At 65.3% G+C, this 12,036-nt stretch carries 10 protein-coding genes; 3 read left to right on the top strand and 7 right to left on the bottom strand.

Annotation, left to right across the window (positions count from 1 at the left end; translation table 11 throughout):
* Positions 1–127 precede the first annotated feature (127 nt).
* Positions 128–1,006: a hypothetical protein gene (locus tag GGQ90_RS07550; RefSeq protein WP_188081555.1), complete on the top strand. Its 879-nt coding sequence runs from the start codon at positions 128–130 to the stop codon at positions 1,004–1,006.
* Between the two features lie 109 nt (positions 1,007–1,115).
* Positions 1,116–2,420 carry a homoserine dehydrogenase gene (locus GGQ90_RS07545; protein WP_004209986.1) on the top strand — a complete coding sequence of 435 codons (1,305 nt, stop codon included), beginning with the start codon at positions 1,116–1,118 and terminating at the stop codon, positions 2,418–2,420.
* Positions 2,421–2,440: 20 nt separating this feature from the next.
* On the opposite strand, the gene GGQ90_RS07540 is transcribed toward GGQ90_RS07545, so the two are convergent.
* Positions 2,441–2,878: a hypothetical protein gene (locus GGQ90_RS07540; protein ID WP_188081554.1), complete on the bottom strand. Its 438-nt coding sequence runs from the start codon at positions 2,876–2,878 to the stop codon at positions 2,441–2,443.
* 220 nt (positions 2,879–3,098) lie between these two features.
* On the opposite strand from GGQ90_RS07540, the gene glpX reads away from it, so the two are divergent.
* Positions 3,099–4,082, top strand: coding sequence for a class II fructose-bisphosphatase (glpX, locus tag GGQ90_RS07535; protein WP_004209983.1), 984 nt, complete (start codon positions 3,099–3,101; stop codon positions 4,080–4,082).
* A 94-nt stretch (positions 4,083–4,176) separates the two neighbouring features.
* Here the strand turns inward: glpX and GGQ90_RS07530 are convergent, their stop codons facing one another.
* The 6 genes from GGQ90_RS07530 to GGQ90_RS07505 all read right to left on the bottom strand — a co-directional run bounded on the left by GGQ90_RS07530 (position 4,177) and on the right by GGQ90_RS07505 (position 11,897).
* Positions 4,177–4,554, bottom strand: coding sequence for a MerC domain-containing protein (locus GGQ90_RS07530; protein WP_188081553.1), 378 nt, complete (start codon positions 4,552–4,554; stop codon positions 4,177–4,179).
* A gap of 91 nt (positions 4,555–4,645) precedes the next feature.
* Complete coding sequence (locus GGQ90_RS07525) at positions 4,646–6,427, bottom strand: sensor domain-containing diguanylate cyclase (protein ID WP_188081552.1); 1,782 nt, start codon at positions 6,425–6,427, stop codon at positions 4,646–4,648.
* Between the two features lie 129 nt (positions 6,428–6,556).
* Complete coding sequence (locus GGQ90_RS07520) at positions 6,557–8,056, bottom strand: catalase (RefSeq protein ID WP_188081551.1); 1,500 nt, start codon at positions 8,054–8,056, stop codon at positions 6,557–6,559.
* Between the two features lie 114 nt (positions 8,057–8,170).
* On the bottom strand, positions 8,171–9,643 hold the full coding sequence (locus GGQ90_RS07515; protein ID WP_188081550.1) for an FGGY family carbohydrate kinase: 1,473 nt from the start codon (positions 9,641–9,643) through the stop codon (positions 8,171–8,173).
* Positions 9,640–11,148: a glycerol-3-phosphate dehydrogenase gene (locus tag GGQ90_RS07510; protein ID WP_188081549.1), complete on the bottom strand. Its 1,509-nt coding sequence runs from the start codon at positions 11,146–11,148 to the stop codon at positions 9,640–9,642. The genes GGQ90_RS07515 and GGQ90_RS07510 overlap by 4 nt, the downstream gene beginning before the upstream one ends.
* 143 nt (positions 11,149–11,291) lie before the next feature.
* Positions 11,292–11,897, bottom strand: coding sequence for a hypothetical protein (locus GGQ90_RS07505; RefSeq protein ID WP_188081548.1), 606 nt, complete (start codon positions 11,895–11,897; stop codon positions 11,292–11,294).
* Positions 11,898–12,036: the final 139 nt, after the last annotated feature.

Below are 12,036 nucleotides of genomic sequence, written 5' to 3'. Positions count from 1 at the left end.
CGAACTCCTATCGCGGCGCATCGTGGCACGCAAACGCTTTATCGAACTACCGGCTTGCGTTTACCATCACACACCGGAATGACTTGCCTGTGACATCCCTGCCACGGGCTGACAGCATAGGACGAAGATGCAGAAGAAATCCACCATGGCCATGAAGACGCTCGCTTCGCTGTGCCTCATTTCCGCCTCATATATCGCCGTTTTTCCGGCATTTTCTCAGACAAATTCAATGACAGCGCAATCATCGACGATCGCCGCGGGATTGACCTATGCCGACATTGCCGACCTTTCCGACGCGGCGCCGCTGGTTGCCAACGTGCGCATTAGCAACATCGTCCCATTGAAGCCCGAACAGGCTCCCGATGTTCCGGCAGGCTATCGCAGGGTCTATGTCGAGGCCGAAGTGACCGCACTGATTCGCGGCGAAGGGGGCATAAGCCCGACCGTCGGCTACCTTTACGACGCGCGCCTCGATTCGAAGGGCAAGCTGCCCAAGCTGAAGAAGGCGCAGGTGCTGCTGTTCGCCCGCCAGGGTGGCCGCCCGGGCCAGATCCAACTGATCGCGCGCGATGCGCAGATCGCCGCCACCCCCGCCGAAGTGGAGCGGGTGAAGGCGGTCCTGTCCGCCCTGGTCGCCCCCGACGCCGCACCGCGAATCACCGGCCTGGGGGACGCCTTCCACGTCGCGGGCACGATCGCGGGCGAAGGGGAAACGCAGATTTTCCTGCGGACGGAAAATGGCGATCCGGTATCCCTGTCGATCATCCGCCGCCCCGGACAGCAGCCCAGCTGGGCCGTCGCGCTGGGCGAAATCGTCGATGAAGCGGCGCGAGCCCCCGCCCCCGGCAGCCTGCTCTGGTATCGGCTGAGCTGCAGCTTGCCGGCCAATCTGCCGGCCCGGTCGGTCCGCACCCTCGCGGTGCAGGACGCCGAAGCGGCACGCGCCGATTATCAGTTCGTCCTGAACGCACTTGGCCCATGCGCACGCAACCGAAAGCCGAACTGACCGAGCACGCACTTATCTTTCAACCGGGCGCCGCCGTGCTTTTCCTTGGACAGCGGCGCTCGGGCCGCTATCAGCGCGGCTCTTACAGTGCGAAGGACCAGGAAACGCCATGACCAATCTCCACCGCCATGCCCCGCTGCGCGTCGCGCTCGTTGGCCTCGGAACGGTGGGCGGGGGGGTCATTCGCCTGCTCAACACCAATGGCGACCTGATTGCCCGTCGCGCCGGCTGTCCGATTCAGGTCGTTGCCATCTCCGCGCGCGACCGCAACAAGGATCGTGGCGTCGACCTGTCGCCCTATGAATGGGTCGATGACATGACGACGCTGGCGACCCGCGACGATATCGACGTGGTGGTCGAGCTGATCGGTGGCGCCGACGGCCCGGCCCTGACCCTCGCGCGCCAGTGCCTGGCCGCCGGCAAGCCCTTCGTCACCGCCAACAAGGCGATGCTGGCCCATCATGGCCTCGACCTCGCCAGCCGCGCCGAAAAGGCGGGCGTGGCGTTGAAATATGAAGCGGCGGTCGCCGGCGGCATCCCGGTCATCAAGGGCATGCGCGAAGGCGCGGCCGCCAATGAAATCAGCCGCGTCTACGGCATCCTCAACGGCACCTGCAATTACATCCTGACCACCATGGAGAAGGAAGGCCGGGGCTTTGACGAGGTGCTGAAGGAAGCCCAGGAACTGGGCTATGCCGAGGCCGATCCCAGCTTCGACATCGATGGCGTCGATGCCGCGCACAAGCTGACCATCCTCGCCAGCCTGGCCTTTGGCACCGAACTCGACTTCGACCATGTCGCGACCACCGGTATCCGCCACGTGATCGCCGCCGACATTGCCGAGGCGGCGGCGCTGGGCTTCCGCATCCGCCTGGTCGGCATGGCGGAGAATGGACCTGAAGGCCTGTTCCAGCGGGTTCATCCGATGCTGGTGCCGCTCGACCATCCGCTCGCCCATGTCGACGGCTCGCTCAATGCTGTTGTGGCCGAGGGCAATTTCGTCGGCCGCCTCTTCTTCCAGGGGCGCGGCGCGGGCGACGGCCCGACCGCATCGGCGGTGGTCGCCGACCTGATCGACGTGGCGCGCGACGAATATGGCGATGCGCTGGCGATGCCGGTCGCCGCCCTGACCCCGCAACAGCCGGCGGACGCCGGCCAGCGGATCGGCCGCGCCTATCTGCGCTTCAAGGTGCAGGATCGCCCCGGCGTGCTGGCGGAGATTGCCGCCGCGACCCGCGATGCCGGCGTCTCGATCGAGAGCATGATCCAGCGCGGCGCCAATCAGGCCGATGGCGTGCTGGTGGCGATCGTCACCCATGCCGGCGAGGAGCGCTGCGTGCGCGAGACGCTGGAGCGGCTGGCCGGCTCCGACAGCCTGCTCGACACGCCGATGGTCATGCATATTCTGGATTGATCGCGCCGGGACCGGTGGGATCAGTGCTGGCCTGTTCCCTTGACCGAATCCGGCAGAGGCGGCGGTGGCGCCATGTCGGCGTCCGGGTCCAGCAAATGGGTGATAGCCTTGCCAGCCAGCATCGCCGCGCCCAGGATCGGCACGCCGCCACCGACGCAGCCCGCGCCCTGCCCGCCAACGACGCCGCAGGCACCTTGCCTGGGGGCAGCGGCGGAGGCGCGCGGCGTATCGCCGGCGAGGGGGTGCCCTTCGACCGGCTCGCGCGGCAGCGGCAGCCTTTCCTTCGCATTGCGCTCCGCCCGGCTGCCGCAGACGACGATGCCGCCGCCGCTGCGATCGCAGGGCCGGATGGCGGCGGTGCGGGCCTGATATTGTGCCATGGGCGAAACGGTGGCGAGAGGCGCTGCATCCACCGGGACGACATCCTGCGCGGTGGCCAACGGCAACCCGATCAACATGAGAGGGAAAGAAATGGCCAGCCGCATAAGCACATCTGACCAGTCGAAAATGGCGCGATGATGGCAGCGGGTGGACGTTGCGGAATGCCATATAAGGCAAAGCCGCGTCCATCCGTGCCATCACGACTATGAAAAGCTTTGCGAGCCGGGCAAGTTGGGTCGACAAGCCGGGGCGGACATCCTATCGCCCTGCTCTATCAGTTACAGCAGAGGAGTGGCTATGGTGCAGGCTAGTTCGATTCTCGATCGCGTCTTGGTACTCGAAATGGTGCGCGTCACCGAAGCGGCTGCAATCGCCGCATCCAAGCTGGTCGGTCGGGGCGACGAGAAGGCCGCCGACGCCGCTGCGGTCGAGGCGATGCGCCTGGCCTTCAACGATCTCTACATGGACGGCACCGTCGTGATCGGCGAGGGCGAGCGCGACGAGGCGCCGATGCTCTATATCGGCGAGAAGGTCGGCAATGCGATCGGCAAAGGCCCCAAGATCGACATCGCGCTCGATCCGCTGGAAGGCACCACCATCACCGCCAAGGCCGGCCCGAATGCGCTGGCCGTGCTGGCCATTTCGGAAGAAGGCGGCCTGCTCAACGCGCCCGACGTCTATATGGACAAGATCGCCGTCGGTCCGGGCTATCCCGACAATATCATCGACCTCAACAAGTCGGTGAAGGAGAATGTCGAGGCGGTGGCCAAGGCCAAGGGCGTCGATCCGCACGAGATCATCGTCTGCGTGCTCGATCGACCGCGCCACGAGAAGCTGATCGCCGAATTGCGCGCGATCGGCTGCGGCATCATGCTGATCCCCGATGGCGACGTTGCCGGCGTGATCGCGACCACCAATCCCGAGACCACGATCGACATTTACATGGGATCGGGCGGTGCGCCGGAAGGCGTGCTGGCCTGTGCCGCGCTGCGCTGCGTCGGCGGCCAGTTCAAGGGCCGCCTGCTGTTCCGCAACGATGACGAGAAGCAGCGTGCCTATAAATGGGGCATCACCGACCTGGACAAGGTCTATGACCTCAAGGAACTGGCCAAGGGCGATTGCATCTTTGCCGCGACCGGCGTGACCGACGGGTCGCTGCTGGCGGGCGTCAAGCATCTGCCGGGCGACAAGCTGACCACCGAAAGCGTGGTGATGCGCGCCAGCACCGGCACAGTGCGCTGGGTCAAGGGCGAGCATCGCGTCGAGCGCAAGGACGCCTGATCGGGCACATCGGACGGAAAGACGAAGGGGGCCGCAAGGCCCCCTTTTTCGTGGTCATCGATGCGGGAAGATCCTCCCCGATAATCGCCAACGGTCAGTGGCTGGCGCGGTGGTTGAGATCGTGGCCGAGGGCGAGGATGGCGACGCCGAGCAGCGTATAGGCGCTTTCCTGCCAGCCATGATCCATGGTGAGCGCACCGGCCATGATGCCAAGGCCCAGCGAACCGATCGCGGCGGGCATCATGAAGCGATGGACGAGAGCGCCATGGCCGAGCGCGATCGCGCCCATCAGGATCGCCAGCGCCAGACCCGCTTCGTGGAAGATCGGACTGTCGAAAATGCCGCCAGCCGATGCCAGCAGGCCCAGCACCACCGCCGTCAGGAAACAATGCGCGACGCACAGGCCCGAAAGCGCCATCGCAAGGCGATCGAAGCGACCGGATTCCAGGGCGTGACGGAGGCTTTGCGGCATGGTGCGTGCTACATAGTCGAGACCGGCGTAAGTTACAACATAACATCACCGATTTTTCGGGCGGGGACGTCCCTCCCCTGCTGGCGGATCGTCAGGCGGCGAAGCGCAGGCAGTTGCGGCCGCTGCCCTTGGCGGCATAAAGCGCCTTGTCCGCCGCCTCCATCAGGGTCGCGGCGCTGGCCGAACCGTCGAGTTCGACCAGGCCGGCGCTGAAGGTGATAGCGATATCCTCGCCATTGCCGAGCGGGAAAGGCCGGACCCCGACGCGAGTGCGCAGATGCTCGCAGATGCGCTCGGCGCGCTCCAGATCGACATCGGGCAGCAGCACGGCAAATTCCTCGCCGCCCAGGCGCCCGATGCTGCCAGTCCCGCGCAGCGCCTGACGCAGCCGCTCGACAAAGCCGACCAGCACCCGGTCGCCGGCGGCATGGCCATGGCGGTCATTGACCGACTTGAAATGGTCGATGTCGATCAGCAGCAGGCAGGCCCGCCCGCCCGCCGCAACGCGGGCGATCTGGTCGTCCAGCTTTTCCTGCAACGCACGGCGGCTGTCGGCGCCGGTCAGGGCATCCTGCGCCGCTGCCTGATGCAGCGCCCGCTGGCGCGCCTTGTGGCGGGAAATGTCGCGCACGGTGCTGATGACGCCGATCGCCCGCCCCTGCTCGTCCAGCACGGCGCGGACCAGCATCTCATACCAATCGAAATCATTGTCCGGCCGGTTGGGGCGAAATTCGACCGCATGCGCCTCCCCCGGATGGGCGAGCGCGCGGCGATGGGTGACGATGGCGAAAGGGCGATATTCCGGGTCGATAAGGTCGACCGCGGCCTGACCCAGCAGCCGATCGGCGTCGATGCCGATCTGGTCCACGGCCGAGGGCGAGACATATTGGATGATGCCGTCGATGCTGAGATTAATGACGCCGTCGCCGCTATGTTCGGCAAAGGCGCGATAGCGCGCCTCGCTGTCGCGCAGCATGCGGATCAGGCGGCGACGGCTGTTGAGTTCGGCGGCCACGGGGACGGACAGCAGGAAGCTGAGCGCGAGATAGAATTGGAAGAACTGGATGCGTTCTGGGATATCGGCCGCGACCAGCCGGAGCGGTCCATGGCCGGTCATGGTCGCCGTGCCGCCGATCAGCGCCAGGATGACAATGGCCGCGGCAGACCCCGCATAGCCAATCCGGAAGGCGATCAGCACCAGCGGCAGCAGCGAGGCGAACAGCATCGGATAATCGACGCGATAGAAGATCCACCAACTGCACAGGGCAAAGGCGGACAGTAGCCCGAACGCCTCCAGCCGCTCGATCGGCCGGGCCTGGCGCGCCCAATGGCCGACCTCCCCCTGCAACAGGATCAGCAGCAGGGGCGTGCAGATGAGACCGCCCAGCACATGGCCGCTATACCATTGCAGCCAGATATGGGGGAAATTGCCATCCAGCAGGACAGCAACCACCAGCCCGGCGCCGATGCCGGCAAGGACATTGGCAACGCCCGCCAGCGCGAACACGAAGATGGACAATTCGCGCATCGATCCGGCGATCTGCCGCCCGACGCCGAGGCGGCGACAGATATAGGCGACGACCAACGCCTCGCCGGCATTGATGAAGGCCATCGGGACGGCGGCCAGCGCACCGATGCCGAACAGCGCGGTCGCGAGCGCACTGGCAACCATGCAGGAGAGCAGCAGGCGGGGCCAGGAACGCATCCGCGCGGTCAGCATCTCTGCCATCAGCAAGGCATTGGCGCCCCAGATGAAGGCCAATCCGCCTTCGAATCGCGATGTCAGGAGCGCGAGCGACGCGATGGCGAAGTAAAGCAGGCCGGTGAACACCGACATTTTGAAAGAAGGATGGCGAAGGGCGGGCCGCGTCATGTTCCCAACCGGGCTAAAGCGACAATGTTAATATATATTCCTATGTCGCCGACTATTTCATGTTGAATACATCAAATCAGGCCCCGGCGATCATCACCGGGGCCTGATTTGACAATATTACATGTCTATTCAACTGGATGCATCAGCCAATAGCGCATCGGTCGGGGCCGAAATCGACGGATTGCGATCCTTGATCGTGGCCCGGGCCTGGCGCACGCCCGCGCCATAGTCGGGATGGACCTGATCGAAGAGCTTGCACTGGCGCTCCTCGATCTCGGCGGGGATATCCCCCATGGCCGCGGCGATATTGGCGAAGAGCCGCACCTTCTGTGCATCATCGAACAGATTGAAGAGCGCGCGCGGCTGGCCGAAATCATCATTGCCTTCGCGATGATTATAACGGTCGGCGTCGCCCGAAATCTTCAGCGGCGGCTCCAGGAAGCGCTGATCCTCGACCGGGCCGCCAAAGCTGTTGGGCTCATAATAGGCGGCCGGATTGGGATTGTTCGGGAAGAAGCGCATCGCCCCGTCCTTGTGATAATGATGCACCGGGCATTTGGGGGCATTGACCGGCAGCGCCTCATAATGGGTGCCGATGCGGTGGCGGTGCGCGTCGGCATAGGAGAAGATGCGCGCCTGCAGCATCTTGTCGGGCGAGAAGCCGATGCCCGGCACGATGTTGGACGGCGAGAAGGCGGCCTGCTCGATCTCGGCGAAATAATTGTCGGCGTTGCGGTTCAGCTCCAGCACGCCGACGTCGATCGGCGGATAGTCGGCGTGAGGCCAGACCTTGGTCAGGTCGAACGGATTATAGGGCGTCTTGTCCGCGTCCAGCTCCGGCATGATCTGGACCTGCATCTTCCATTTGGGGAAGTCGCCCTTTTCGATCGCCTCGAACAGATCCTCCTGCGTGGATTCGCGGGTGCGGCCGACGATGTCCGCCGCCTCCTCATTGGTCCAGTGGCGGTGGCCCTGCATCGTCTTGAAGTGGAACTTCACCCAGAAACGTTCGCCGGCGTCATTGATGAAGCTGAAAGTGTGGCTGCCATAGCCGTTGATGTGGCGCACATCGGTCGGCAGGCCGCGATCCGACATCAGGATCGTCACCTGGTGCAGCGATTCGGGGCTCAAGGACCAGAAGTCCCACATCGCCGTGGGGGAACGCAGGTTGGTGCGCGGATGGCGCTTCTGCGTGTGGATGAAATCGGGGAATTTGAGCGGATCGCGCACGAAGAAGACCGGCGTGTTGTTGCCGACCAGGTCCCAATTGCCCTCGGGCGTGTAGAATTTCATCGCAAAGCCGCGCACGTCGCGCTCGGCATCGGCGGCGCCCAGTTCGCCCGCCACCGTCGAGAAGCGCAGGACCATCGGCGTCTGCGCCCCCGGCTGGAGCGCCTTCGCCTTGGTATATTGGGAAATGTCGCCGGTGATCGTCAGCGTGCCATAGGCGCCCCAGCCCTTGGCATGGACGACACGTTCGGGGATGCGTTCGCGATTCTGGTGCGCCAGCTTTTCCAGAAGCTGATAATCCTGGAGCAGCAGCGGGCCGCGCGGGCCTGCGCTCAGGCTGTTCTGGTTATCGGCAATCGGCGCACCCGCGCTCGTCGTCATCACTGGCTTATCGACCATATCGTCCTCCTCAGCTTTGGATGAGAACAGGCTAAGGCCCCGCGAAGTTTCAGAAAAACTGATTAAATCGGATTGGGTGATCGATTTTTACGGTCAATCTGAAGATCGCCCGAGTCAGGAGGCCAGCGTCCGATCGCGCAGGCGGTGCCATGCCGACAGCCGCGCATCGCGCGGCTGCGGCAGCATTGCCGGATCAAATCGAATCGTCTTCCCTGCCATCGTCGCGGCCTCGTTCAGGGACCGGAACAGTCCAGCCCCCAGCCCTGCCAGCATGGCCGCACCCAGCGCCGTGGTTTCCACATCCGCCGGACGATCCACACTGACATCGAGCATATCAGCGATATCCTGGGCGATCCAGTCATTGGCGCTCATGCCACCGTCGATCCGCAGCTGGCGCCAGGGCGCGCCATCGGCGGCGAAGGCGGTGGCGAGGTCGGACAATTGGTGCGAGAGGGATTCGAGCGCAGCGCGGACGATATGCGCGCGGGTCGATCCCTGGGTGAGGCCGGCGATGACGCCATTCACGTCCGGCCGCCAGTGCGGCGCGCCAAGCCCCGCCAGCGCCGGCAGCATCAGCACGCCGCCACTGTCGGGCACCGATCTGGCCAGCGCCTCCGTCTCTTCGGCCGATCCGATCAGCCCGAGCTGGTCGCGCAGCCATTTGATGAGATTGCCGGCGATGAAGATCGATCCTTCGAGCGCATAGATGCGCTGATCGCCGATCCGGTAGAGCAGAGTGCCGAGCAGGCGATGGCGCGAGGCAGGCAACTGCGCGCCCATATTGGCGAGGATGAAGGCGCCGGTGCCCAAGGTCGCCTTGGCATCGCCGGGCGTCAGGCAAGCCTGGCCGATGCTGGCCGCCTGCTGATCGCCGGCCAGCCCGCGGATCGGGATGGCGCCGCCGAACAGCGCCGCCAGCGTCTCGCCAAAGGCGCCGGCATTGTCGACGATTTCGGGGAGCGCCGCGCGCGGGACGCCGAACAGGTCGCATAAGGCCGGATCCCAATCGGTGCCGTCGAGCGCGACCAACTGGGTGCGGCTGGCATTGCTGGCGTCGCTGACATGCAGGCCGCCGGTCAGTTTCCACACCAGCCAGCTTTCGATCGTGCCGAGGGCCAGCCTATCCCCCGCCTGGGCCACGGCCGGCACATTGTCGATCAACCAGCGCATCTTGCTGGCGGAAAAATAGGGATCGACGACAAGGCCGGTGCGCTGTTGCAGCATCGCCTCATGGCCGGCGTCCCGCAGCGCGGCGCATTGGGCCGTCGTGCGCCGGTCCTGCCAGACGATGGCGGGCGCCAGCGGTTCGCCGGTGCGCCGGTCCCAGGCGACCACCGTCTCGCGCTGGTTGGTGATGCCGATGGCAGCGATCCGGTCGGCACCACCGGCCCGCTCCACCATCTGGCGGGCGCAATCGCGCGTGCGGGTCCAGATTTCGGCGGCATCATGCTCAACCCAGCCGGGCTGTGGATAATATTGGGTCAGTTCCGCCTGCGCCATCGCGATACGGCGGCCGTCGGGGGCATAGAGCATCGCGCGGGTCGAGGTTGTCCCTTCGTCCAGCACCAGCAGATAGCGGTCGGTCATGCCCTCTCCTCAAGCCAGGCATCGAGCGCGGCCAGTTGCGCGGCGTCGAACCGCAGACCCAGCTTGGTCCGGCGCCAGAGAATATCCTCGCTGGTCTGCGCCCATTCCCGCGCGCGGAGATAGCGCACCTCCGCTTCGGTCAGGCCATGGCCGAAATCCCGGCCCAGGTCCGACCAGTCGCGCGCCGCGCCCAGCCAGTCGCGGGCAAGGGTGCCATAGGCGCAGCCGATCCGCTCCGCCGTGTCGAGATCAAGGAAAGGATAGTCGCCGGCCAGCGCGGCGACGAGATCGGCCAGGCCGGTCATCGGGAAATCGCCGCCGGGGAGCGGCGCGTCGGCTGTCCAGTCATCGCCCGCGAGCGAGGGCAGGAGCGGCTTCAACAGGGCGATCGCATCGGCCGCGAGATGGCGATAGGTGGTGATCTTGCCGCCATAGATGCTGAGCAGCGGCGGCGCGCCATCCTCCCGATCAAGATCGAGATGATAGCCGCGCGTCGCCGATTCCGGCCGGGCCGATCCGTCGTCGATCAGCGGCCGGACGCCGGCAAAGGACCAGACGACATCGGCGGGGCTGATCGAGCGGGCGAAATAGCGGTTCGCACCCTCGCACAGATAGGCGATTTCCTCGGCACTGGCCTCGATCGGATCGACGCCATCCTGATGATCGCGGTCGGTGGTGCCGATCAGCGTGTAGAGATGCTGATAGGGGATGGCGAAGAAGATGCGGCCGTCGGGCAGCTGGAAGAAATAGGCCATGCCATGGTCGAACAGGCGCGGCACGACGATATGCGACCCGCGCACCAGCCGGATGAGCCGGTCGGCGCGGCGATCGGCGCGGTCGAGCAGGTCGAGCACGGCGGGTCCGGTAGCATTGACCACGACCCGCGCATGGAAGGTCTGCGCCTGCCCCGCCGCATCGCGCGCATGGATGCGCCAATGATCGCCGGCCTGCTCCAGCCGCAGCAATTGCGTGCGGGGGCGGATGTCGGCGCCGTGATCGGCGGCGTCGCGGGCGTTGAGGATAACCAGTCGCGCGTCATCGACCCAGCCGTCGGAATAGACATAGGCGGGGCCGAATCCCGCCCGCAGCGGCGCACCGGCGACATGATGACGCAGGTCGATCGCCTCCGTCGCCGGCAGGGCACGGCGGCCACCGATATGATCGTAGAGGAAGAGGCCGAGGCGCAGCAACCAGCGCGGGCGCAGCCCTTGGACCCAGGGCAGGACGAAGCGCATCGGCTGGATGATGTGCGGCGCGATGCGCCACAGCCTTTCCCGTTCGGCAAGGGATTCGCGGACCAGGCCGAAAGCGCGATGTTCCAGATAGCGCAGCCCGCCATGGATGAGCTTGGTCGAAGCCGAGGAGGTGCCTTGCGCCAGGTCACCGCGTTCGAGCAGCACCACGCTGGCACCCCGCCCCGCCGCATCGCGCGCAATGCCGCACCCGTTCACCCCGCCGCCGATCACGGCAAGGTCGTGGATGAAAGGGGCCGTCTCCTGCGTCACGCCGCCGTTCTAGCGGCAAAATGCTGCCCCCGATATTAACGAAGGCAAGATCGTGAAAATTCATCCGGCCAGCGCCACGCACGATAGCCCATGCCGCCGGCCGGAAGTCTGCGCGCCCCCACGCGCGTCAGATGGGCGCACCGTCAGGCGAGGCTGTCGACCACCAGGCCGCTATTGCTGCTGCTCGCGGCGCTGCTGGTCGATCCGTAGAGCGACTGACTGAGGCTGGAGCGGAGATTTTCGAGGAAGGCGATGATCGAATCCAGCTGATCGGCCGCGCTGGTCGCACTCGTCTCGCTGGTGGTGCTGTCGTCGTCATCGCTGCTGTCCTCGGCCGGGCGCGGCGGCGGCGGGCCGCGCATGCCCTGCGGCCCCTGCATCCCGTCCATCGCGGACAGGCCGTCGATGCTCATACTATCTTCGCCATCGGCCGACGCCCCCGCACCGCCCGGTCCCTGGGCAAAGAGGCTCTGCAATTGCGCCGCCTGATCCTCGGTCAGGGTGCCGGCCGATACCTGATCATCGATCAGGGAATCGATCCGATCCTTCATCGATGACGGATCGAGCCGTGAACTGCCCGAACTGGCGGAGGTACTGAGCGCGGAATCGATGGAATCGAGCGCGGTTTCGAGCGCGTCGCCATCCGTTTCCGAGATGGAGCCGGCCTCCACCGCAGCTTCGATGCGATTGGTCATCGACATGCGCGGCGATGGCGGCATGGTCATGTTGTAAGTGCTGATAGTCGTCATGCTGGAAGTCCCCACTTCGTTTAGCGGGACCGATCATGCCGAATAAGTCTGAAAAAACATTGTATTTCAATCATGTAATTGATTGAAATAGAGGCGCCACACTGACCAAGAAAAGGTTAAGCGATCGCCCTTTCCCGCT

The sequence above is a fragment of the Sphingobium scionense genome (genome assembly GCF_014197035.1).
GTDB lineage: Bacteria > Pseudomonadota > Alphaproteobacteria > Sphingomonadales > Sphingomonadaceae > Sphingobium > Sphingobium scionense.
The sequence above is the reverse complement of the archived record's forward strand: the minus strand, read 5'-3'. Positions and strand labels throughout refer to the sequence as shown.

Excerpts from the sequence above, each read along its gene's own strand:
- GGQ90_RS07550 (WP_188081555.1), top strand. The coding sequence starts at position 128 with ATGCAGAAGAAATCCACCATGGCCATGAAGACGCTCGCTTCGCTGTGC.
- GGQ90_RS07545 (WP_004209986.1), top strand. The coding sequence starts at position 1,116 with ATGACCAATCTCCACCGCCATGCCCCGCTGCGCGTCGCGCTCGTTGGC.
- GGQ90_RS07540 (WP_188081554.1), bottom strand. The coding sequence starts at position 2,878 with ATGTTGATCGGGTTGCCGTTGGCCACCGCGCAGGATGTCGTCCCGGTG.
- glpX (WP_004209983.1), top strand. The coding sequence starts at position 3,099 with ATGGTGCAGGCTAGTTCGATTCTCGATCGCGTCTTGGTACTCGAAATG.
- GGQ90_RS07530 (WP_188081553.1), bottom strand. The coding sequence starts at position 4,554 with ATGCCGCAAAGCCTCCGTCACGCCCTGGAATCCGGTCGCTTCGATCGC.
- GGQ90_RS07525 (WP_188081552.1), bottom strand. The coding sequence starts at position 6,427 with ATGACGCGGCCCGCCCTTCGCCATCCTTCTTTCAAAATGTCGGTGTTC.
- GGQ90_RS07520 (WP_188081551.1), bottom strand. The coding sequence starts at position 8,056 with ATGGTCGATAAGCCAGTGATGACGACGAGCGCGGGTGCGCCGATTGCC.
- GGQ90_RS07515 (WP_188081550.1), bottom strand. The coding sequence starts at position 9,643 with ATGACCGACCGCTATCTGCTGGTGCTGGACGAAGGGACAACCTCGACC.
- GGQ90_RS07505 (WP_188081548.1), bottom strand. The coding sequence starts at position 11,897 with ATGACGACTATCAGCACTTACAACATGACCATGCCGCCATCGCCGCGC.